A 20866-nucleotide genomic window follows, 5' to 3' on the forward strand; every position below is an offset into this window, starting at 1 on the left:
ACATATTAGGAAAAGTATGAATCCTGTCGTTATATCAGTGTGCGTCATGCTCGTGTTAGCATTGATGCGCGTAAACGTGGTGGTTGCCCTCACGTTTAGTGCCATCGTAGGCGGCCTAGTCGCAGGCATGAGCCTTGGGGATACGGTTGCCGCATTTGAAAGTGGTCTAGGTGGCGGTGCAACTATCGCGCTAAGCTACGCCATGTTAGGTACTTTCGCTGTTGCCATCTCGAAATCAGGCATCACGGATCTACTGGCCAAAAGTGTTATCAAGCGCTTAAATGGTAAAGAAAACTCCGCTTCCACTACTGGCTTAAAGTACGCCGTGTTGGTGGCGTTAGTGCTTGTCACGATGTCATCTCAGAACGTAATTCCGGTCCATATCGCCTTTATTCCAATTTTGATTCCACCTCTTTTGGGCGTATTCGCGAAACTTAAGCTCGACCGACGTTTGGTCGCGTGTGTTCTTACCTTCGGTTTGATCACACCTTACATGATCTTACCTGTTGGTTTCGGCGGTATTTTCTTAAACAACATTCTATTAAAGAACCTACATGACAACGGTTTGGAAAACGTGGTTGCAGGCCAAGTCCCAACCGCCATGTTACTGCCAGGTGCAGGCATGCTGTTTGGTCTATTACTGGCTATCTTTGTTAGCTATCGTAAACCGCGTGTCTACAAAGAAACTGAGTTGACAGTCGTTGACGAAACCGATCATGTCATCAATAAAAAGCACATCTTAGTTGCGGCACTTGGTATTGTCGCTGCATTGGGTGTTCAGCTTTACACGGGTTCAATGATTATAGGTGCTCTAGCTGGCTTTATGGTGTTCACTTTCGGCGGCGTTATCGCATGGAAAGAGACGCACGACGTGTTCACTAAAGGTGTACACATGATGGCAATGATTGGCTTCATCATGATCGCAGCGGCAGGTTTTGCAGCAGTAATGAAGCAAACTGGCGGTGTTGAAACACTAGTACAATCGCTATCAACCAGCATCGGTGACAATAAGCCTCTAGCTGCACTACTGATGCTGATCGTTGGTCTATTAGTAACAATGGGCATTGGTTCATCGTTCTCTACGATTCCAATCCTTGCAACTATCTATGTTCCTCTTGCGCTAGCATTCGGTTTCTCGCCGATGGCAACGATTGCACTAGTAGGTACTGCGGCGGCGTTAGGTGATGCAGGCTCTCCAGCTTCTGACTCTACATTAGGCCCTACATCTGGTCTAAATGCAGACGGTCAACATGAGCACATTTGGGAAACAGTCGTTCCAACCTTTATCCATTACAATATCCCTCTAATCATCTTTGGTTGGATTGCAGCAATGGTGCTTTAATACTATTGTTTGGATGGATATACATTTAGTTACGAAAAAGCCGCTCAATGAGCGGCTTTTTGTTATTCATAACTGTGGTTATTGCGCTGGCATATTGTCAATAATACGCTCACGAATCAGCTTCAAGGTTGGTTCTGTCGACAGGTAATCGATGGCAATCGGAAAATAAGCGTCGTTAATTTTAAGAACCAAGCTAGGGTAAGAGCTCACACCTAGGCTCTTTGCAAGGCTCAATTGATCTTCGAACACACCTTCTAAGAAAGAGCCATCCATGTCATTCTTGAATTGCTGAACATTCAAGCCAATTTCTCTCGCTAGTTGCAAGTGAGTGGCTTCTTCATGAGGAGGCATCACACGTAAGTAATACGCATGCTGAACCGCTTCTAGCATCTGCTCATAAGAGTCTTGAAAGCCGGCTGCAATAACCGCACGACAAGATTGGTAAGTGCTTCTAACTGGCGTACAAAGCTTCCAGAAATCGTAGTTAAACTTAGTGCCTAACTGGCGCTCAATCTGCTTCCAAATACCTTCGAGTTTTTGTTGCATCTCGGGCGGCATCGGTAAATTAGTATCTGGCGCAAGACCACCAACCACATACTCAAACTGAATCACACCTGGCAGTTGCTGTTTTAGTTTATCCAGCGTTGGTTTGTAACCCCAACACCAACTGCACATTGGGTCATGCACGTAGTAAAGCTTTATATCCACTTTAATTTTTTAACCTATAAAATCAATTAGTTAAATGAAACAAGAATAATAAATGGCGATAAAGTGGCGACACATTTAAATCTTATTGCTTGGTTTCTGCTTAAGAGTTAACGAGTTTTGCTTGTAACCCTGATAACAATATAGGTCCAGCACTCACTCGTTCCCCTCTTCTTCATCAACACGTAAACAGCGGTTTTGTCCCGTTAACTGCACAGTGATTTTGACATCTGAGTTTAATTATACCGTCTCATAAATTGAAAAACTGCTTTATCTTAATAATTCGCTCTAAAGCCTTATAGAGTAAGGCTCTACGCCCTCTTAATCAGATCTTATCTTCGCTCACCTGATCATCTACATTTCTCACAAAATTCTGAACAACACTTATTTTTCATGCACTTACAAAAGTCACTTTGATCTTTCCAGATCATTAAAATTGGAATTTACTGAAAGTATTTTCAATCTTTGAAATTTTCAAAACACTCTCAGTCTAGGCTCTAAGTAGCTCTATTCTCTCGCAAGCCCCGCTATATATATGGTTTCCCACGAGACACTCTAGGAACTATCCCCACTAAATTTCAGTACACAAAAACTGAAAAAAAACTGATCGAAAAACCTCGCAGGCGGGTGAGGAGAGTGCGGATTTTGTCATCCGCTCAGTCTGTCCCGTGAGTTCATAACCGTTCATCGCCATATGACTTGTAGCTTTAGCTTGAGACCAGCATAAAAAAACGCAGCCGTATGGCTGCGTTGATTGTGTGAAAATCAAGTTTTTTATGTGTGCTAATATGCCTTAAACTTGCTTTCATCATCACCTTGTCCTACGGACTGCATTTCAGAGCAGCTCCATAGCAGCTCGAATTGGTTCAGATCTTCATCGTCTTCGGGAAGAACAATGGTTGAATCTTGAATAACTAGCTTCACGCAACTTGATTGTTTAGTTGGGATACAGTGGTAAAGCTCAGCAACTTTTTTATCATCTTCGACTCCCCCAAGCACAAGCGTTGAAGCGTCTAGAATGAGACACTGGCAAGGTACAAAGTCCGGCAATGCCCCAAACTTAGTTTCTAGATTATTCAATAACTCCGTATCTAAACTATCTCTCTTCAAGCAACCAACGATAGCAAACTGGTAATTTTTCGATTTTCTAACCACCTTACCAGAGAGCCAAGGTTTGTGGTCTTCGTTGACAATTTCTACCCACCAATTCCAGTCCTCAAACATTTTATAGATCTTCTTATTTTGAGTGCTTTTTTTAAAAGCGAGACACAAACCCACCACTACAAATGCTGCAGCTACTAGAGTACTGATTGTCATCCCCTTGCCCCTACTTAATAGTTCTTTAAATACAAAAATAGGACAGAGAATAACAATAATTTCAAACAGTTATTATTCTTAATGGAGTATTCCAGCGAATCTCCCTACAAAATGGTTATTTTGTCTATCAAAAACATGGCATAAGAAGGTAATAAGCCTAATTAATATATGGATAACCATTGTTTAAGCTATCAACATTAAAGTCCAAGTAGGTTATCCCCCACCCGTTGGACAACTAGCTTGTTTGTGTTATCGGTTCGAGTCTTCCCTTCAACTTCTCACTATCCTCCCCATGACCAGTAATATCATTCGCTTGCACTGGTGTTTTGGTACTTGCTCGTCCTGGTGCTACACCGCTGTGTGTATGCGTTGCTAAAGTGTCGGCCAATTCTTTAACCACCTGCATTAGCTCCGATAAAAGAATCAACACATTCTCTTGCTTAGAGCCTATCCAAGTCTTAGGTGATTGCAGCCATTGGTGCTCAGCGGCAATACTTCGGCGAAATTTTCCGATGGTCTCAATCAGTTCGCCAGCGGTAGCCGTTTGCATGTTACCCAAGCTTCCTAACACCAGATCATCTCCTGACAACAAATTAATAGCGCCAAGCGCTTCAATAAGCTTCTTACCATTCACTTCTTCAGTACTGTGCTCATTTACAAAAAGCTGATGCTGGCCAAACTCACCTTTATACCGTTCAAATTGGTCTAACTTATCAAACGCTCTCTGATTTTGAGTTTGGTCAGTCTGCAGTGTTGTATTTCCTGCGGCATCGACTCGATAACTCACTTCTTCACGTTGCTGTTGTAGTTGTTCACCAGGCTCTATTGAGGGAAGCGCATATTCACGTCCATAAACGCCACGTATGATGGGTCTATCGCTTCGACCATAAGCGAAAGCAATTTCAACCAGTGTCCCTTCTAATGGATATGCTAACAATCCAGACTCATGTCCGCTCATGTTAACCGGCAATGGAATCGAGCGATAAACTGGTACGTTACTATCTGGTTGCAAATTATCATCTAGGACTTGCACATCAACAGAGAGTCTTGGCCGAAATGGGTCAGATACTTTACCCGCCGTCGCACTGTCTCTGACCGATTCGACTCGCCCGAACTTTGGCAAGTGAAAGCCTGCTGCTAATTCAGGAAAATGCTGTAGTGTTTCTCGCTTTTTAGGTATGACTTCAGACTGCTCAGCTTTCCAATACGCCGTCATATCATCCTGTATTAAGTCAACCCGATTGACTCGCTTACCATTCACAACACGACCTGGCCTAAGCATAGGAAACGGAACAAAGGTGACACTGTTACCATTTTGACGACTCGTAAACTCTTCAGGTAGTGGCATTGGTTTGCCGTTGAAATGGCTATCTTGATAGGAGCCAAAATAAACCACCTGGTCAGTATGTTGAAACCAAACACAGTCAGGAATAGAAAAAGCCTTAGCGACCTGATCTAAACATTGATAACCCGTTCCCTGGCAAACAAAGTTTGGGATCGCGGTCTTCATGTATTCTTTATTAGGTAGATTAAACTCGAGACCAGTAAGGTGAGAGAGCGCATCAATAACCTGCTCGGCATTTGGATGCTCTAAACTGAGAGACCAACGTTTACTCAAAATACCTGTCAGTTCTTTTACTGTGATTTTTTGGTAGCCATTGACTGTAGATTGGATTTTATCAACATAGCCCTCAAACCAAGGCGACGTTTTGTTTTCATATCCAATATCAAAACGCACTGGCTCGAATAATTTCAGGGGTTGTGTTGCTTCAATTTCAAAGATGGCCACACTACCTAAAGAAAGCTTTAAGCTCACCATGTTACTTGCCAATTTGACTTCTTCGCCGCTTATATACAAACGCTTCTCTAACTTCATTGAGTCGCCTCCTCTGCGGTGATGAGAGCCTGTTTTAACCGAGTATTCTCTCGCTGCTCTGGCTTGCTTTGCGCTTTAATCCGCTGCTCTTTTTGCTCGGCAACACTGTTGTACTCCCGAAGCTCAAAGGAAACATTCCAAGCCTGTAGAGTTTCATGTTCTCTTGCTTGAATACGCCCAGTGAACTTCACATTGCGAATTTTAAGTGCGAGCGCAATGTCATTGCCGATTCGATAAATACGTCTAGCATTCGACTCATCTTTATCTGAAGCAAACGCATAAAGTTGGGTCAGTGTTTCTATACGAATGAATGGAACACGACCACTAAAGGTAAGCTTTTTGCCTTTGTCACCTTGCTCTGCCACCTCGGTACCAGAAGACTGCCCACTCATGTCCTGGTCTTTAAACTCCATAGACATTTCAACGGTCATCGAGTCTAAGTTAATTGGCACACCATCTAGAGCTAGCATAATAGCTCCTCAAAAAACGTCATAGGTTCATAGCTAAGCAATAAGCTTGCTAATGTAAATTGATGATTGTTGGGCGTTCCCGCTTGATTCAATCGTGTCGCTATACTTTCCGCATTGCCCTCCACGGAGAACACATAGATACTTCCTTTTAGGTTCTTCAGGGCGTTGAGCTGAGCCTTGATTTCTTCCATCTTTTTATTGCGTTTCGCTGCTAGTAACTGCAACTTGTCAATTACGTGATGGTAATCGTCTGCTAATGACTCTAGCGTAGCTACTTGGGCACCTTGCCAATGTAAAGCATCATGTAATGGGTTAGCGTTGAGTAAAGCCATCGGCTTAAAGCGTGGTAGAGCGATCGCTGCAGGTTGATGGAACTTATCAACGTCATTGGTATTTAAAGCATGACTTTGCCTAGCTACTTGGCACCACTCAGGCATTGGAAACAATGATGTAAGCTCAATGAGCTGCCGAGAGAATTGGTTCAATTGAGAGGCCGTTACCATTATCGCAATACCGTGAAGATGGCCATTTGGTCGGTACCTATCAGCGTAATCCCGCAGCTTATTAGATAACGTTTTAATTGCAGTACTAGGATTGAGGTAACACCCCGAGTCCAAACGGGTCCCCACTTGAAACTGATATGGCGACACTGTAAGTACGGTTCCTGAGACAAGTAAGGATTGAAGTTCACTACGCAGCTTAAGCAAAGCGCTCGCCTCTTCACTTAAAGAGTGACGCCCGTAATTGGCGTCACTTGTATGGTTGGTTAACCGGTTAATCGCTTCATTCATTACGGCGCCGACTGCGTCTGTCACTGACTCAGCCTTGGTTTGAATATTCTGCGAGTAACTTGGCCAGTTTAATTGGGATAAGTGCCAAGTCATAAGCGGCCTTCAATTGTCATGGATTTCTCTGTAGGGCGTTGTGGTCGAATGGCCATCGTTACTACACCGTCCTTTACATAGTCGCGTAGTGCTCTCCGGTAACTTCTCCAAACTGAAGCAGTTAGCGTAGAACGAGGGTCGGAGTCTTCATGTAATGTGACTTGTCTATCCACATAAACCATTTCATGTGCCACCCACTGATTTTCTGCTTCAGCAAAAATGGCTGGCTCTTCTTGACCAGAAACTGCATCTGGATATGTCCATATGCCATTTGATTGTAAGACAGCGGGCAACTTTTCGGGTGGTGAAGGGATCTCTATCCATCCATGCGGAGGGGTACCTCCGACAACTTGAAAGCACCCTGTTCCCACTAATCCATATATTTGCTCTTTATCCATGCCTTACACCTTAACGCCCACAATCTTTCTCAAATAATGCTCACCTGAATAGGCGGTCACACCATCGTATTTTAGAGAAGTACCACCTCTAACCGATTGAACTTCCTTACATGTCAAGGTAAACCCGTACTTGCCATCACTCTGCAAGATTACATAAAACTGGCCCAGCTCCATTGCTAATTGCACATCAACAATCGCGCTAAGACTTAGCCCTGACGCCGCTGCATAACCACCTTCGGCTGTCACTATCAAGAAATCGAAGTTCGTAATAGGCTCTGACGTTTTTAGCTTCGTATCACCTGGCGCTCTTCCATTCCATAAAATTGACCGCTTTGTATTTGATTTACTACTGAGTGCTTCTTGTAAACCTCGAATAGTAGAAATAGCTTGAGTGCCCGTATGATTAGCTCGGTTCTTTAAGTATGCGTCTGTTTGATTTTTCGTAGCTTGAGTGGCAACTCCATCGAGCTTTTTCTTATCTGCTGCCGTCATTACCCCTGCATGAGATGTCGTCACCGCACTTAAAACCGCATCTTTACCCGTAGAACTCTTGATCGTTTGAGTTGTGGCGTTGCGAGATGCCGTCAAGTTAGTTGCGATATTCGCTTGCGCTCCAGCTTGTATGCCATCCAGCTTCTTCTTGTCTGCTGCGGTCATCACCCCGGCGCTCGATGTTGTTGCGGCACTTAAAGTGGCATCTTTACCCGTAGAGCTATTAACCGTTTGAGAATTGGCGTTGCGAGACACGCTCAAGTTAGTTGCTACATTGACTTGAGCCCCACTCTGAATCCCGTCTAATTTTTTCTTATCGCTTGCACTCATCCAACCGGAGGCTGTTTTAGTGGCATTCTTAACATTCTTGTTGATGTATGACGCGACAGACTGAAAGACTCGCTTTGCACTCCATAGGCTACGGTATTCATCCTCACCAGCTTCAGCTTGTTGCTGAGTGATAACATCCCACACGCGCCAATCAGTAACATTGCCATGGGAGTCAATGCCAGCAAGTCGAGCGATGTAATGCTGTTGACCGTTTTCATCAACGTAATTACTGAGTTCTGTTTTTGAGCTTCTTACTGTCGCTATGTTTTCCCAACGAGAGAGTGCGCTGCCTTGGCGTACCACATCTAAGTACAAGCCACATGGGATGCCATCACTGACCACCACCTCTTTTTTTGACAGCTCAACACGTAACCCTGAGACATAAACAACTCCGGGACTAACAACAAACGTGTTTGACTTTCCTTTAGCGACGACCGAGCAGCCACGAACAAAGGCCGAATGGCCATAATGGTCAAGATTCGCCAAACGTAAATCATCATCAATGCCCATTAAGCGCCCATGAAAATCTATCTGCCAAGTTCCTGGTTCAACATGAATATTTGCTATCGCTGCAGCGCCACTGTACTCCTGCGCGACGGACTTAATAGTGGTCATGTTTTCTTCTTTAGTTTCCGTGTTCTTATACACGATCAAGCCACAGGAGTTCTCAACATACTTGTCATGGAGGTAAATCGCATTGAACTTAAAACTCGGTGTGGTTGACTGAAGAATGACGGAATACACCAACGTATTACTATTAAGTCGCGCAGCCTGGTCCACTTTTTGACGATGCACGATATACGCTTCACTAGGCAGACCTAGGGCTCGGTCAATCGGTGATTCAGCGTCTAAGTTAGGAATATGAGCAAACACAAACTCGTTCATGTCTGTCGTACTACCCGTTGTAATTTTATCCACTAAATAGCGCTCAAACTGAGCAGGGATAATGGTCTGGCTCATACTGTATTATTCCTCTAGTTTTGCACTAAATAGCTGCTGACTCTGGCTGAAACAGGCCGTACGAATGTGCACCTGAATGGGATAAACGACTTCAAATCGATATCGACGGCAAGTTCTCCCATATTGCTCTATGAGCACTTGAACCAACTTGCTGTTTTGCGAGATATCGCCATCACTTAGCTCAATAGTACAAACGTCCCACTGAACTTCGTTTTGACGCTCTTTGAACTTAACGATACCAATGCCTAACCTTTCAAAAATCCGCTTGAAGCCCGCTACGCTACCTGCGTCTTTGGCGTTCACTTCTGCGTATTTCACTCGCTTTCGAAACAGTGAAAGTGGCTCACTCTCAAACCTTTTGATATCTCTATCCCATGCCATTAATTCCAATGCTTTTTCGTTACAGGTCAACGCATCCATTTGGCGAAGCGGAAATAGTAGGCTGCTCCAAACTATCCGGAAGAATGAAAAAACGCCTTTAGATAAAAAGTGAGGTTCTTTGACTTCATCCGCCGTCGTTCTTCCGTCCTGCCACCATGGGATCACAATTTCGGGTAAGCGAGGGGAATGTCGGCTTTGGTCGTAATTTCGAGACTCAGACATCCACAAGCTCCCTAACTGCGAGTGATTTCAATCGAGGCTGTTCTAGCTTGCTGATAATGTCTTTTTGGACTTTTCCGTCTACGGTAAACCTTACCGATTCAACTTCCGTCATGTTGGTATGTATCTCAGTGCCAAGCAAAGATAAGCTAAAACGATGCTCAGGTTTCGCGCGTGTCATTTCTGGGTAAGCTGCTGTTTCTCGAAAAGCCGCTCTAATCCTCGCTTCCACTTCAAGAAGTTCATTCACTTTGGTGGCGCTATCTAAGTTCTCAGCTAAGACGACATCCGCCGTGATCTCATGTTTCGTATCGGGAATGGCTTTACAGGTAAGTACATCACCGTGACCGTGATGCCCTTTAGACATTATGTGCTCATTTAGCTGTTCAAGAACGGTTAGCGGGGTTGGTCCCACTTCCATCAAAATCAATGCTTCTGCTGAACCAGGGGTTATGTCCCCTGTATTTCTAAAATAGATGTTATCACTTCGGATCCCCGCTACGCTGGCGATGATAGAGCGATACACATCATCTATGTGCCATTCACCAGAGCTAGTAAAGGCATTTTGAATACGAAGCGCTAACTCTTCATCAGTCTCTGCGTCAGCACCGAGTACAGAGAGCCAGTCAGGTTCATTCACCGCATCAACAATGCCCGGTATCGCTTCAGGAATAATGTTGAAATACCCCGCCGGCAAGTTAAATGCGGAGCCCGCTTCAAGTGCTTCGACAAGCACCTTACCCTTTAAGTGACCAGCCTCGATGATTCCAGGCTCAATAACTTGAACTTTATACATAACACCATCTATAGGTAGCGTTTGAATAACCGCCCCTTTCTCAATCGTCACCGCATCAGCAGCATTTGCTTTAGTTAGTGTGATGTAGCCTTGTGCTCTTTGAGCTACTTTCGGCGCGATATTGTGCTCCCATGCTTTTAGGTCCAGAGCCCAACGCTCAGCGGTTGCCACGAACATATTGGGCATAACGTGCTGAGCCAATAGATGTCTAATCAGCCAAACACATGGCGTGACCACTGCAGCGCGAACCCAACGCCAAAACGGTGACATTTCGGAGTCATTCGAAACCTTACTACCAGCCCCCACGACTTCTTGTTTTAGTTTGGTTTCAAAGTCCTTTTCGGTAACTGGAACACCCGATTCACTTAGCACCTGAACAAAATCCGTACTTGGTCGTTTACTCATACTTTCACCTCAAGTTCCCCATATCCATAAGCCTTAGCGGTTAAGGTGATATCACCAGTTTCTGTTTCTCTTGCTGTCGCTGAACCCGGTACCACTCTTACATCTCTCTCAGCAAGTTGCTCAATTTGCACCATTACATCAGCGCGTAACGCTGGGTTTCTTTCTGCAACCAATTGGCGAGCCAATCCTGATTCCAGGATCGCGTGCTTAATGTCCTGCGCGATGCTGTATAAATCACTGCACTCTTTAGGCTGCTGGCCTGCGTCCATATCCCAGCCACCCTCGACCACTTTGATATCGTTGTAGCGCTTGCGTTCTGTTAAGTCGTTACCCCACATTGAGCTCATCCCACTCGGCTAATTGGTCTGGTGTTATTCCGTTAGGGGCAGTGATATACACGTCGCCAAAAGAGCTAACTCGACTAGCATCACTGTGATTGGTTGTTTTCATATTGTTCACCACTTGAGGAGGCAATCGTGGCTCGTTGCGCTTCCCTTTGTATTCGATAAACGGTTGAGGTGATTGATTATCTAGATTTGGAGCTTCAACGTTGATGCTTGGCTGAGAAATAACCTGGCTTTCTGCAATTTTGAACGGCGCCATTTGCTCTGGCTTATATCCATAAACGTCTTGGTTCGTCGCTATCGCAGACTCGTAACTCATTTGAGGTTGAAGTAGTTCTAATTGCTTAACTTCTGATGCATCACCCGGAGTTAGGTTCTGTGATATAGGAGTACTGTGTTCAGCTTGGACGGCCGCTGTCATCTCTGGCGTTTCAATTTGGCTCCCCAGTTCAATATCAACACCTGGGATCATATTGAGTAAATCAACGAGCCCTTCGATAGCATGAGCAATAACATCAAACCAAGCCGTATCTTTAAACGCGGAGGTTAAGTCGTCCCACCAATAGATTGCCGCAGCAATACCACCTATAAGCAGCGCTATACCAGCGACAACCCAAGTTAACGGGTTGGCCCAAAGCGCGGCGTTAAATAGCCATGCAGCAGCAGTACTCGCCAGCGTACTAATACGCAGTAGTCTCATGATGCTATTTAAACTCGTCATGGTAACCGTCCAACCAGCAGACATCATTTGCCCGATCCCCATGGCAAGCGACAATGTTGCAATCACCCCGCCAAGAGACAGGCCTGCGATAGCGACATAACCAAGAATTTCAGCAAGCCAAGGAAATTGGTCCGTCCAACCAACAAGCACCATTAAGCCGTCAGCCATGCTGCCTACAACCGAATTGATTGAAGGAAGAATCGCACCAAATACCGCTGCACGAACCGCAAACCATGCCGCTTCTAACCGTTCCCACTGATCTGTCATAGTGCTGGCCATTTGCTCGGCCTTCGACATTCCCTCGATTTGACCAAGTTGGTCAATACTGCCTGCGAGTCCTTCGGTATCAGCCATTAATAACTTAATCATGCTAACGGCTTCTTCTGAGCCGAATGCCTTTTTCAAATCAGCCGCTTCAGCAACACTTAAGGTGTCACCATATTTACCTTTCAATTGTTCAAGAATATCTAGCATAGGCAGCATCTGACCTTGGCTATCGGTAAACGACAAATTGAGCTTATCTTGAGCGTTGGCCACACCCGCCAAGAATGCTTTGTATTTGGTACCTGCTTCGCTGCCACTCATGGTTGATTGAAGGGTGCCTAAAATCGCCATCTGCTCTTCGATAGCAACTCCTGCACTGGTCGCATTCGCTCCGATGCTAGTGAAAGCACTACTCATGCCTGCGCCTGTAGTCTTAAACATTTCAACAGACTGCGCAGTCATGCCGGCAATTTGTTTGGACCAAATTCCAACCCCAATTTCATCAGCTTGATTTTTGAAAACACCATACATGGTGCCCATATAATCCGTAATGGTTGCTGTATCAGCCTTAGTCGCAGCAGCTAAAACGGCAGAGCTTTTGGTGATGTCAGAAAGGTTGTCTCCATCAATATCACCAAATGCTGACTTGATATCATATGAGGCGCCGACAATATCTGTGGCGGATTTCCCGTACTGTGCCGATGTCCAAAGTGCGGTCTTTGAAAGCTTAGTGAGATCCTCATCCAGAACCCCTAACGACTTCACTTCGCCTAGCTTTCTATCCATTTCAATCGCTGGCATCAGCGCATTTTGAATAGCAAAGCCCGTGGCGACTAAACCAGCACCACCTGCCGCCATGTTTTGCATGCCTTGCTTACCTGCATCCATCGAAGCTTGTACTTCTTTAGTAATCCCCTGCAACGGCTTGGTGACTTGATCAACCAACGCTATGTGCATCAACAGTTTTTCCATGCTCATCGCGTAATACTCACTCGCTCTTTATGTCTGTTAATGACTAAACAGTCGGCTGATAGCACTCATTACCGCTCTTTCTTCGCGTTCGAACTGGTGTTTGTCCAGCCAGATAGCGCGACTTAAACTTCTTTCGTCGTCTGGCTCACTCGGCAAAAAATGACGACGAAGGGCAAAGGCTTGTTCCAAAGGATTATCTTCAATCCGCTTTGCCCTATCTGTTATTTTTTTAGTGTGATTTCGATACCACCTTTAGAAGCGTTACTGACCGTGGCATAAAGCTCGATAGTTAAGCCAGGAACGCTATCAAGTAACTCAGTGAGCTCATCTTTTTGCTCTGGGTTCACGGTACGCGTTAAGTACGTATAGGCAGGCGCGACTTTGTTGTTAGGCATCATGTCATTGGTATAGTTATTTGCATCCTGTACCGTTGGCGTAAATACGAAGTCAGTGCCACCGATAGCGACTACGACAGGTTTTGATGTAAAGGTAGGTTTAGTCATTTTTACTTCTCTTCTTGTTTTCGTGCCTAGCACGCCATTGCAAATAATCTTCAATCTGGTTATCACACTCAGTCAGTGCGTTTTTTAGCTTGGGAATGTCGTCGGTAACCACTTCTGGCCATGTCCCTTGAACTTGTGGTTTTGAACAGGGCACCAACATTCCAGCAGGTGGCAATTTCATGAACACCTGCGTTGCGACGGTTTCAGTAGGGTTCGCGCAGGCGGTCAGTAACAGTGGCAGGGATATGGCACTGAACGTTTGCCAGCTCTGTTTTAAGTGCTGCCAGGTCTGCATTGAGTTTTTCCTCTGCTGCTATGTGTTGCCGTTGCCGCTGAACTAACATGTTGTTAGCTTGCTCACTTTCACCCTTCAAAAATTCAATGGTGGTTAAGTTGATTTGGTTGTCTGCTTCTGCCTTGGTGAGCTTTTCACTTAATGTGGTTTTCTCTGCTTTGACGGTATGAAGCTGCAGCTTCAGCACCGCGATGGTCGTCACCAACACCGCAAGACCAATCCACTTAATCCATTTCCATGCAGCGATCACGTTCTAATCCTCTTCGAGTGACGAGTCCTTTAAGTACAACGCCCTGACTCTTTACCCACTCCGTAATGTGACCGCAGGCTTTGGGATAATTGCCATGTTTGATTGCTGCGTAAATCCGAGTGTCAGAGCCGTCCTTATTTTTGCGAAACTTGGTACACCCGAAGTTGAAAACAAAGCTGGTAAATGCGTCAAATTGCCCCGTGCTCATTTGCGCTCCTGAAATCCTTTCTGCATTGGTCACACATCGTTCGGCCGATTGAATATTTTTCACCCAGTCGATCGCGACTTGCTCCAATGTGATTGGCGTATCTGGCACACCATGAGTATTCCCAATACCATTCGTAGGAATACCTCCCGGACAAACGTAAGGGTTCTGCCGACATCCCTCGGCATCACCAATCAACTTCAGTCCTTTAGGGGTGATGCGCAGCGCTCCTAAGTCTCGTTCCGATACCACAACTTGCCCAATGGGCTGCGTCAATTCAGGTCCATAAACAGCCGTACCACCTGTTACCAAGCCGATCACAGCGACTACAGAACAAATGATCCGCTTAGTCAGTTTCACTCAGTGCTACTCCTTTTTCGCTAGCAATACGTTGCATTGCTCGCTTGTGCCAATAGTTCAATCCCAGTGCTGCAAGGCCAATCACTAGTGATAAAATGAAATACCACTGCTCAAATGTCAGCTTGCTGAAAGTCATTCCTGCCAATGACACAAGGTAAGCAACTCCACTGGTTAATTTGTCGAACCAATCTTTCATATCGTTACTCCAACTTAGCCTGGCAAGGTGCGCAAAACTGGCATCCCGCTATCGCTATCTGACGCCCTTCAGGGATAGGGTCACCACATTCAAGGCATTCTTTTGCACTCTCTTGTTCGCTTGTCTGAATAGACTGTTTAAGCTGGTTTGCGATTGCCATTTCAGTAAACTTGGTTTCGTTACTACTAGCATGGTCGATAAAGTCAGGCATTCGTTCTCTCTCTGATAGGCTTAAAGCAAACCGCGGGTATCATCATTACTTAGGTATGAGATGCCATTAATGCGAACAAAGTGAGGGCTCGTCACAAAACCTTTAAGCTTGCGCTTGGTTTTATCACTGCTGTTTGGATCAACACTAAGTAAATCTGAGATTTGAAGCTTCACACCAAACAGCTCTACTTTGTCTTCATCATCGCCAGTATTTGCATAGAACATACAGTCGTGTGGCTTAATACCGCGCCAACTGCCAGCTTCGCGAGCTTTTTGTTGAAGCTTACGGAAGTTGTTCAAGTCCAGCTCATACTCAACATCACAACTCACAGCTCCATGAGTAAATCCAGTGGGAATGCCGCGCTCTTTATCAACAGCAGACTCATCATTGATGGTTGCTGTAGCCGACTCCACATGAACCAAAATCCCCAGCATGTTTATGTCGAAGCTTCGCCCTGTATAACGAGAATTCATTGTTTACTCCCCTAGTCGTTGATTGAGCATGATGCCGATGGTGATTTTCACTGGGCACTCGTAAGGTGTAACTGCGAGTAGAATTTCAACTTCTTCACTATTAACCCATGTAATGGTGATGTCATCGTCTTGAGGTGGTTTGATTTCACCAGGGAACTCGTAATCACCAATTTTTTTCACTACCGCCATTTCACGGAGGTCTTGAGTAAAATACAGCTTTGCGCTGGCTTCACTGCCTGGTGTGGAATTGAATTCTCGATCAGCAATTCGTGCAATTGCTCGTACCCGCACTTTACGTGCTGCTTTCATGGCGACACGAATGTGACGAATATCTTGATAATCACCACCAGGGACATCTAGCGTACGTCCAGTTGTCCAATATTGCCCCGGATAGTCCGGATACCACATCGGCACAGCGATTCGAGCAGCTTCTAGTGCTTTAAGTGTTGCTAGCTCTAATGGCTTTCCATCCTTATCTTTTGCTAATGCCATACTGCCGAGAATGCTGCCTGTTTTTACTCGTGCCGGTGAGTCAGCAATAGATACTTCTTGATTGGCCAACCGACCTGCATAAATGCCAACTGTAGAGTTTCCTTCGTGTACTTGTGGCACTACGGTGATGTATTCACTTGCAATGTTCTTTGGCACATTCACCGTTTGCGCTAACCACTCGGCCCATGTTTCACCGTCCTCGGAATCGTTAATTCCTGGTAAGGAACAGATCATGAAAACTTCTCGTCCAAGCTTGGCTTTAAGTTCATGGCGAAATGCGACTGCATCTTCAAGAATGGACGCTCCAGTATTTGGCTTATCCAACACAACAGCTTCAAAGCTTGATGTCTCATTGGCTTTAAAAACCGCAGCCTGCCAACTATCTGATGGGTTTAAAACGATCACACCGGCAGTCCAGTTCTGTTTCCCATTTAACTGAGCAGCTTTTAGCGTGAGCATGTGTACAGGGTCGATGTTATCGAACGCGCTGTCTGAAAAATCCGTGGTGTTATCCACCATAATTAGGTTGCGCTCTGTTCCTGCAACTGTGCCGTACACAACAAACAGAAAGTGAAATTCAACGCCCGGGATCGGTCCGCGCATCATGTTCAGAATGTTAATAATGACGGTAGGCCATGCCATGTTTAGTTGCTCCTATTTCGATTCATTTCCCGCTTGATAATCATTGCTGCCCGTTTCGGACTAATGCCTATCAATCGGCGTTCTGGGCGATCTACTTCCCACTTACGTGATGGCGTTTTATTTTCCAGATCACTAATCAGTTTTGCGGCTTCAGCGACGGTCATATTCTGAGTAATGAATTTGAGCGTTGGCTTTTTGCCTCTCTTCTGCCTGCCTTGGGGCGGAAGTCTGTAACCTAAATCGCGTAACTCTTTTGCTTGCTCTCTCGTTGCCGGGTCGGTTTTCTTTGGTTCTTTCGCTTTCTTGGCTTGCTTGAATCGCTGCTGCAATCCGCTTTCCTCTGCTTCACCTGTATGGTGGGCCAGTGCAACGGTTCCTCGTCTTGATGGCCAACCAACAACCAAAACCCGGTTATTGTCTTTTTGAAAATGCTTTAGCTTCTTAGTGAAACCTCTAAGCATTTTTCGCCTGCCGTTTTTGCGCTTTGACCACGCTTTACCGTCTGGGTCACGCTGTGCTCGAATGTTTTTTTTGGTCGTTTTGGTGATGTATTTACCAAGCTCTTTCAGCACTCGGGCTCTGGCTTTTTTCTCAAGCTTTAGCAGCTCGAATTGCTCTTTAACTCGCAAATAACTGCGCTTATCGGCCCGTATCTCATACATTGCGGAGAACTACATGTGATAGCCTTTCCGCCTGCCAAATCTCGTACTCTTCAATCTTCCAGCGTTGACCATTCCAATAGATTGGCCCGTCGGGGTCTGCAGCCACTTTGACGGGTTCTTCAAACATGACTGAGACCAACACTTCGGCGTTTTTCTCATCTTCCAGTACTACGTCTACGTATGGGTCGTCTAAGTCTTCGATGCGGAAACGGTCAGAATCGTTGTCCATCAACCACGCTCCAACATTAGCGAACAGCACCGCTGGGTCGTATTCTTTGAAAGGGAATTTGTCGAAGTAGAAGTCAGCAACATAACGCTGATACAGCAGGTCAAAACCATGACCCATGTGCTTGGTTTCTAGTTTCAACTCAACCTTGCCCATTTCACATTCCATGCGCTTGGCTATCTTGTCGCCCACAACGCTGATTAAAAATGCGTTTAGGTCACGCAGCTTGTAACCTGCTTGGTATTGCGTTCTCATAGCAAATCCACCGATGAACGGTTCAGCCCTTTCATATTTCTAATAATGCGCTGGCTTTCTGAAAGTAATTCAGTGCGCACCTCTACGCTTCTGTCTGCGATGTGATCGCCCTTGTCCTTGGTATGAACAGTTGCAATGTCCGGCAGCAAATCAGCTTTGGCTCTCGCAAATACTGCTGATTCGTATTGATATACAACACGGTTTTTATCATTCATTTTCGGAAATGTAGGAACATCGCCAGCAGTTGTATGCCCCTCTTCCTGATACTTAACTTTTAAGTCTTCGAGTTGCTGATTAACTTCCGAAACAGCATTAACTAGAGCGATAGCAATACGTTCTGAGTCTTGAGCAGCAGGAATACCGCGACGCTTTTCAAAATCACCGGCATTGATATTCGGCCAAAAACCGTCATTAGTGATTTCTGTCGCTTGATAATCCGAACCGGAAGATCCCGTAAACATCGTTATTCCTCTTTTAATAAGTGAGCCTCTAGCCACTGGGTCGACGGTATTGAGTTAGCCTATTGGCACTCTTACCTCACCAGCCGAGGCTCGGCGGCGTAGGAGCTGTTACAAGTTTTTGTTGTCTTTAATCGCTCGAATACGTTGTTCTACCTGACCAATTTTGGTTTTCACCCCAATTTTGGCGTACTTCTCATGAGCACACTGCAGTAGCAACAAGGCCTTTTCCAAGGTATCTAAACAACCGATAGACGTCGGTTGCGGTTGTCCTTCGTCATTTCGAAGTAAGTGCAACCCAGCAAATCGATACCACTTAGCATGCACTTCTTCGTGTAGTCGCCATTCGCTCTCAACCTTTTCAAAAACCGCGCTGAAATAAGGCTCAATAGAATGTCCTCTGCCAGACTCTTTTTCCGCCCAAGCTAAAACTTCATCGGCGCACACGGTTGGCCAGTCACGTCGGAAGTTATCTGGTGTAGGTAAATCAAGCGCTATGGCTTTCAAGCACCAATCAATCGCGGTTTCCATGTCGTTGACATCGAACAACCAGATAACCATATTGGTGAAAATTGGGTTCTCGAATACTTCGCCTTTTGCTAGGTAAGCTTCCACGTACGGTTTGTACTTGGGCACCAAAACATCACGCTTATGTTTCACCTTGTCTTCGATAGCATTGAGCTGTTTTAGATACTTGCGGTCTTCTTCAAAATCGATCAGCTTGATGTGCAGGCTTTCGGTATTTGCACTAGCACTCAACTTCGATGCAGAATGACTGACTTGATTTTCTAGAAGCTGACGACGCTGCCTTGCTAAAGGACTAGCCATTAATCACCCCTTCAACGGCTGATTCGACGACTGAAACAGATTCGATAGCCGCGAACTTTTTAAGATTTCCCACAGCGTAACCTTCCATACGGATATGGTTAGATTCAAAACGTAGCTCATCGTCATTGTTTTTCTGGCGACGCTGCTGTGTGTTTGCTTGGGTAAGAACTTGTAGGTTCTTGGTATTGGTAACCCATACTTGGTCAGCCGGGAAAAATGGAGGTGTATAAGCTTTTTTGCCTGCAATAGTTTTTGCAAGAGCTTGCGCCGCTTTATGTTCTGTCGGAGAATTTGCCGCTTCTAGCAAGCGATGTTGTTCAGCCGCAACCAAATCAGAGCCGACCAACACGACAAGATCGGGATCTTGGCGATGCTCTGGAGCAATAGTTGTGTTGATTAAGTCTTGTACCAACGAATCAAGGTTTTTGTACGAATCTGCCGCCGCTCCGGTAGGGTCTAGCTTCGCAGATCCCAAAACTTGGCTAGCTTTCTTCTCTTTAACGACGGTAAGCCAACCTTTGTTTACATCTTGGCCTAGTGGATTAGCAACTGGGTCAGTAGGCGTGGCGATTGATGTACCATTGAAGCCTACACGAAGAATATCCAATGCAAACACTCGAGAAATAGCGTTTAGCATTAGTTTAAGCCATTCGCCTTTCTTCCCAGAGTTTGCCCATTGGGTCATGGTCTCCCAAAGAATATGAGCACCAGAGTCCGTTTTAGTCAGTTCGTAGGTATTACCACTTTGACCCATTTCACGACTGAAACGGCCTGATGACGTACGACCTGTAGAAAGGCCATCATTACCAACATCTACCACTTGACCTTTAATCTGTTGCACTGGAAGAAGAGAGATCATGTTTAAGAATTCATGAGACTCTAGAATTGCCTGACGTAGAGCAGTTTCCATCGGTGGTGTGATGTTAAACGTGCCATATGGGACGTCTAAACCAGCAGCTTGAGCTACGGATAAACTAAACTCCGCTAAGTATTTAGTTGAAACAGCATTTAGCATTAAAATACTCCTTCCATTTTATCACTTGCACCCTCACCACCCGGCTCTTGGCCCGGCACTTCTTGTGATAGTTTGTTAAATTTCGATACCAAACCATCTACTGTTTCTACCAATGGGTTTAGCTTGTCATCCAAAGCTGCAGAGAACTGTTCAACAATTGCCCCTGTATTTACTTCCGGCTCTGGTTCTAGGTTTTGCTGCGAAAACTCTTGTTTGAGTTCATCTTTCAGCTCGGTTTTTAAGGCACTAAATTTTTTATCAAATAGTGCTTCTAGTTGCTCTGGAGTCACGTCAATGTCCTCTGGTTCAGGCTCTACAGGTGTAATTTCTGGCAGTGCCCCGCCAGATTGGAAATGTTTTGCCAATTCTGAGAAAAACTTAGAGACAGGATTTGTTGTGAAGCATTCGGACACATCTAACTCTTCAAGATCACTACATTCAATCTTGGTCACTTCACCTTGCTTGCGTGAGAACTCAAGGCGGTCTGTCCCTGTAGATGCTGGGGAGTCAGTCACAGCTAGGCCCATCAGGTAACATCGCCCCTCGCCCTTGTAATCAGGGTTCGGCTCAATAGATGTAAATAGCTTTTGGCCATCTTGGTTAGCATCGAGCAAATATTGGTTTGGCGTAATCTTGGCGAACAGTCTTAACTTGCCGTCTTTCTTTTCGGCTTTTAGTTGTTCAACTACCCCCCAGTTTTTACCCTCAAACACATTCCAGTGAGAGCGTGCGTGTTCAGGCCAGATCATCGCGGTGTACTCAGAAGTTGAATACAGCGATGCCATGTCTTTAATCCACGCTGCAGTTATTTGGCGACCATCTACAGTAGCCCCCTCAGTTGCAACAATTTTCCAATCACTGGTTTTGCTCATGTTTGTCGTTTGCCTAGTTAAATCACGTCAAATAAATCTCGATCACG

27 protein-coding genes are annotated in these 20866 nt (G+C 45.3%); 1 reads left to right on the plus strand and 26 read right to left on the minus strand.

The window, feature by feature from the left end; genetic code table 11:
* Positions 1-16 precede the first annotated feature (16 nt).
* Positions 17-1342, plus strand: coding sequence for a Na+/H+ antiporter family protein (locus tag MTF70_RS00820; RefSeq protein WP_025767202.1), 1326 nt, complete (start codon positions 17-19; stop codon positions 1340-1342).
* Positions 1343-1420: 78 nt separating this feature from the next.
* On the opposite strand, the gene MTF70_RS00825 is transcribed toward MTF70_RS00820, so the two are convergent.
* From MTF70_RS00825 to MTF70_RS00950, 26 genes are all read right to left on the minus strand, one after another.
* Entirely contained in the window at positions 1421-2050 is a 630-nt protein-coding gene (locus MTF70_RS00825) for a DsbA family protein (RefSeq protein WP_213986760.1), read from the minus strand.
* 780 nt (positions 2051-2830) lie between these two features.
* Positions 2831-3364: a hypothetical protein gene (locus MTF70_RS00830; RefSeq protein ID WP_213909923.1), complete on the minus strand. Its 534-nt coding sequence runs from the start codon at positions 3362-3364 to the stop codon at positions 2831-2833.
* A gap of 235 nt (positions 3365-3599) precedes the next feature.
* Positions 3600-5240, minus strand: a complete 1641-nt coding sequence (locus MTF70_RS00835) for a hypothetical protein (RefSeq protein ID WP_248393800.1) — start codon at positions 5238-5240, stop codon at positions 3600-3602.
* Entirely contained in the window at positions 5237-5710 is a 474-nt protein-coding gene (locus MTF70_RS00840; RefSeq protein WP_017821188.1) for a hypothetical protein, read from the minus strand. The genes MTF70_RS00835 and MTF70_RS00840 overlap by 4 nt, the downstream gene beginning before the upstream one ends.
* Positions 5704-6594 (minus strand): hypothetical protein, encoded by an 891-nt coding sequence (locus tag MTF70_RS00845; protein ID WP_248393802.1) that lies wholly within the window; start codon positions 6592-6594, stop codon positions 5704-5706. The genes MTF70_RS00840 and MTF70_RS00845 overlap by 7 nt, the downstream gene beginning before the upstream one ends.
* A complete protein-coding gene (locus MTF70_RS00850) occupies positions 6591-6965 on the minus strand; it encodes a hypothetical protein (protein WP_248393804.1) in 375 nt (124 codons plus the stop codon). Before MTF70_RS00850 ends, MTF70_RS00845 begins: the two co-directional genes overlap by 4 nt.
* A gap of 30 nt (positions 6966-6995) precedes the next feature.
* Positions 6996-8774 carry a phage tail protein gene (locus tag MTF70_RS00855; RefSeq protein WP_248393806.1) on the minus strand — a complete coding sequence of 593 codons (1779 nt, stop codon included), beginning with the start codon at positions 8772-8774 and terminating at the stop codon, positions 6996-6998.
* A gap of 6 nt (positions 8775-8780) precedes the next feature.
* Complete coding sequence (locus MTF70_RS00860; RefSeq protein ID WP_042522470.1) at positions 8781-9377, minus strand: phage tail protein; 597 nt, start codon at positions 9375-9377, stop codon at positions 8781-8783.
* The gene (locus MTF70_RS00865) at positions 9370-10575 is read right to left on the minus strand and encodes a baseplate J/gp47 family protein (RefSeq protein ID WP_213986755.1); all 1206 of its coding nucleotides are present in this window, start codon (positions 10573-10575) and stop codon (positions 9370-9372) included. The genes MTF70_RS00860 and MTF70_RS00865 overlap by 8 nt, the downstream gene beginning before the upstream one ends.
* The gene (locus tag MTF70_RS00870; RefSeq protein ID WP_248393808.1) at positions 10572-10913 is read right to left on the minus strand and encodes a DUF2590 family protein; all 342 of its coding nucleotides are present in this window, start codon (positions 10911-10913) and stop codon (positions 10572-10574) included. Before MTF70_RS00870 ends, MTF70_RS00865 begins: the two co-directional genes overlap by 4 nt.
* Positions 10903-12882, minus strand: coding sequence for a phage tail tape measure protein (locus MTF70_RS00875; protein WP_248393810.1), 1980 nt, complete (start codon positions 12880-12882; stop codon positions 10903-10905). Before MTF70_RS00875 ends, MTF70_RS00870 begins: the two co-directional genes overlap by 11 nt.
* A 30-nt stretch (positions 12883-12912) precedes the next feature.
* Positions 12913-13065, minus strand: coding sequence for a hypothetical protein (locus tag MTF70_RS00880; protein WP_017821181.1), 153 nt, complete (start codon positions 13063-13065; stop codon positions 12913-12915).
* 32 nt (positions 13066-13097) lie between these two features.
* On the minus strand, positions 13098-13379 hold the full coding sequence (locus MTF70_RS00885) for a putative phage tail assembly chaperone (RefSeq protein ID WP_017821180.1): 282 nt from the start codon (positions 13377-13379) through the stop codon (positions 13098-13100).
* On the minus strand, positions 13372-13560 hold the full coding sequence (locus MTF70_RS00890) for a hypothetical protein (protein ID WP_140337432.1): 189 nt from the start codon (positions 13558-13560) through the stop codon (positions 13372-13374). The genes MTF70_RS00885 and MTF70_RS00890 overlap by 8 nt, the downstream gene beginning before the upstream one ends.
* A gap of 22 nt (positions 13561-13582) precedes the next feature.
* On the minus strand, positions 13583-13924 hold the full coding sequence (locus MTF70_RS00895; protein ID WP_052764199.1) for a hypothetical protein: 342 nt from the start codon (positions 13922-13924) through the stop codon (positions 13583-13585).
* The gene (locus MTF70_RS00900) at positions 13899-14489 is read right to left on the minus strand and encodes a lysozyme (RefSeq protein WP_042522473.1); all 591 of its coding nucleotides are present in this window, start codon (positions 14487-14489) and stop codon (positions 13899-13901) included. The genes MTF70_RS00895 and MTF70_RS00900 overlap by 26 nt, the downstream gene beginning before the upstream one ends.
* Positions 14476-14685, minus strand: coding sequence for an HP1 family phage holin (locus tag MTF70_RS00905; protein WP_017635442.1), 210 nt, complete (start codon positions 14683-14685; stop codon positions 14476-14478). The genes MTF70_RS00900 and MTF70_RS00905 overlap by 14 nt, the downstream gene beginning before the upstream one ends.
* A 4-nt stretch (positions 14686-14689) precedes the next feature.
* Positions 14690-14896 (minus strand): TraR/DksA C4-type zinc finger protein, encoded by a 207-nt coding sequence (locus MTF70_RS00910; RefSeq protein WP_248393812.1) that lies wholly within the window; start codon positions 14894-14896, stop codon positions 14690-14692.
* A gap of 20 nt (positions 14897-14916) precedes the next feature.
* Entirely contained in the window at positions 14917-15369 is a 453-nt protein-coding gene (locus MTF70_RS00915) for a phage protein (protein ID WP_017821175.1), read from the minus strand.
* Positions 15370-15372: 3 nt separating this feature from the next.
* Positions 15373-16503: a DUF2586 domain-containing protein gene (locus tag MTF70_RS00920; protein ID WP_248393813.1), complete on the minus strand. Its 1131-nt coding sequence runs from the start codon at positions 16501-16503 to the stop codon at positions 15373-15375.
* Between the two features lie 2 nt (positions 16504-16505).
* The gene (locus MTF70_RS00925) at positions 16506-17165 is read right to left on the minus strand and encodes a phage virion morphogenesis protein (protein ID WP_042522476.1); all 660 of its coding nucleotides are present in this window, start codon (positions 17163-17165) and stop codon (positions 16506-16508) included.
* Entirely contained in the window at positions 17158-17646 is a 489-nt protein-coding gene (locus tag MTF70_RS00930) for a phage tail protein (RefSeq protein ID WP_042522477.1), read from the minus strand. The genes MTF70_RS00925 and MTF70_RS00930 overlap by 8 nt, the downstream gene beginning before the upstream one ends.
* Positions 17643-18107, minus strand: a complete 465-nt coding sequence (locus tag MTF70_RS00935; RefSeq protein ID WP_248393815.1) for a head completion/stabilization protein — start codon at positions 18105-18107, stop codon at positions 17643-17645. The genes MTF70_RS00930 and MTF70_RS00935 overlap by 4 nt, the downstream gene beginning before the upstream one ends.
* A gap of 108 nt (positions 18108-18215) precedes the next feature.
* A complete protein-coding gene (gene gpM, locus MTF70_RS00940) occupies positions 18216-18932 on the minus strand; it encodes a phage terminase small subunit (RefSeq protein ID WP_065646494.1) in 717 nt (238 codons plus the stop codon).
* Entirely contained in the window at positions 18925-19947 is a 1023-nt protein-coding gene (locus tag MTF70_RS00945) for a phage major capsid protein, P2 family (protein WP_248393817.1), read from the minus strand. Before MTF70_RS00945 ends, gpM begins: the two co-directional genes overlap by 8 nt.
* A complete protein-coding gene (locus MTF70_RS00950) occupies positions 19947-20819 on the minus strand; it encodes a GPO family capsid scaffolding protein (RefSeq protein ID WP_234499371.1) in 873 nt (290 codons plus the stop codon). Before MTF70_RS00950 ends, MTF70_RS00945 begins: the two co-directional genes overlap by 1 nt.
* Positions 20820-20866: the final 47 nt, after the last annotated feature.

The organism is Vibrio sp. 2CM40D (genome assembly GCF_023161825.1).
Classification (GTDB): domain Bacteria; phylum Pseudomonadota; class Gammaproteobacteria; order Enterobacterales; family Vibrionaceae; genus Vibrio; species Vibrio alginolyticus.

Bases quoted from the DNA above. Each gene is read 5' to 3' on its own strand.
- MTF70_RS00865 (WP_213986755.1), bottom strand. From the start codon at position 10,575: ATGAGTAAACGACCAAGTACGGATTTTGTTCAGGTGCTAAGTGAATCG.
- MTF70_RS00930 (WP_042522477.1), bottom strand. From the start codon at position 17,646: ATGAGAACGCAATACCAAGCAGGTTACAAGCTGCGTGACCTAAACGCA.
- MTF70_RS00905 (WP_017635442.1), bottom strand. From the start codon at position 14,685: ATGAAAGATTGGTTCGACAAATTAACCAGTGGAGTTGCTTACCTTGTG.
- MTF70_RS00870 (WP_248393808.1), bottom strand. From the start codon at position 10,913: ATGTGGGGTAACGACTTAACAGAACGCAAGCGCTACAACGATATCAAA.
- MTF70_RS00915 (WP_017821175.1), bottom strand. From the start codon at position 15,369: ATGAATTCTCGTTATACAGGGCGAAGCTTCGACATAAACATGCTGGGG.
- gpM (WP_065646494.1), bottom strand. From the start codon at position 18,932: ATGGCTAGTCCTTTAGCAAGGCAGCGTCGTCAGCTTCTAGAAAATCAA.
- MTF70_RS00885 (WP_017821180.1), bottom strand. From the start codon at position 13,379: ATGACTAAACCTACCTTTACATCAAAACCTGTCGTAGTCGCTATCGGT.
- MTF70_RS00920 (WP_248393813.1), bottom strand. From the start codon at position 16,503: ATGGCATGGCCTACCGTCATTATTAACATTCTGAACATGATGCGCGGA.
- MTF70_RS00910 (WP_248393812.1), bottom strand. From the start codon at position 14,896: ATGCCTGACTTTATCGACCATGCTAGTAGTAACGAAACCAAGTTTACT.
- MTF70_RS00855 (WP_248393806.1), bottom strand. From the start codon at position 8,774: ATGAGCCAGACCATTATCCCTGCTCAGTTTGAGCGCTATTTAGTGGAT.
- MTF70_RS00835 (WP_248393800.1), bottom strand. From the start codon at position 5,240: ATGAAGTTAGAGAAGCGTTTGTATATAAGCGGCGAAGAAGTCAAATTG.
- MTF70_RS00950 (WP_234499371.1), bottom strand. From the start codon at position 20,819: ATGAGCAAAACCAGTGATTGGAAAATTGTTGCAACTGAGGGGGCTACT.
- MTF70_RS00875 (WP_248393810.1), bottom strand. From the start codon at position 12,882: ATGAGCATGGAAAAACTGTTGATGCACATAGCGTTGGTTGATCAAGTC.
- MTF70_RS00925 (WP_042522476.1), bottom strand. From the start codon at position 17,165: ATGTATGAGATACGGGCCGATAAGCGCAGTTATTTGCGAGTTAAAGAG.
- MTF70_RS00840 (WP_017821188.1), bottom strand. From the start codon at position 5,710: ATGCTAGCTCTAGATGGTGTGCCAATTAACTTAGACTCGATGACCGTT.
- MTF70_RS00830 (WP_213909923.1), bottom strand. From the start codon at position 3,364: ATGACAATCAGTACTCTAGTAGCTGCAGCATTTGTAGTGGTGGGTTTG.
- MTF70_RS00890 (WP_140337432.1), bottom strand. From the start codon at position 13,560: ATGAAATTGCCACCTGCTGGAATGTTGGTGCCCTGTTCAAAACCACAA.
- MTF70_RS00935 (WP_248393815.1), bottom strand. From the start codon at position 18,107: ATGTTTACGGGATCTTCCGGTTCGGATTATCAAGCGACAGAAATCACT.
- MTF70_RS00860 (WP_042522470.1), bottom strand. From the start codon at position 9,377: ATGTCTGAGTCTCGAAATTACGACCAAAGCCGACATTCCCCTCGCTTA.
- MTF70_RS00945 (WP_248393817.1), bottom strand. From the start codon at position 19,947: ATGCTAAATGCTGTTTCAACTAAATACTTAGCGGAGTTTAGTTTATCC.
- MTF70_RS00820 (WP_025767202.1), top strand. From the start codon at position 17: ATGAATCCTGTCGTTATATCAGTGTGCGTCATGCTCGTGTTAGCATTG.
- MTF70_RS00845 (WP_248393802.1), bottom strand. From the start codon at position 6,594: ATGACTTGGCACTTATCCCAATTAAACTGGCCAAGTTACTCGCAGAAT.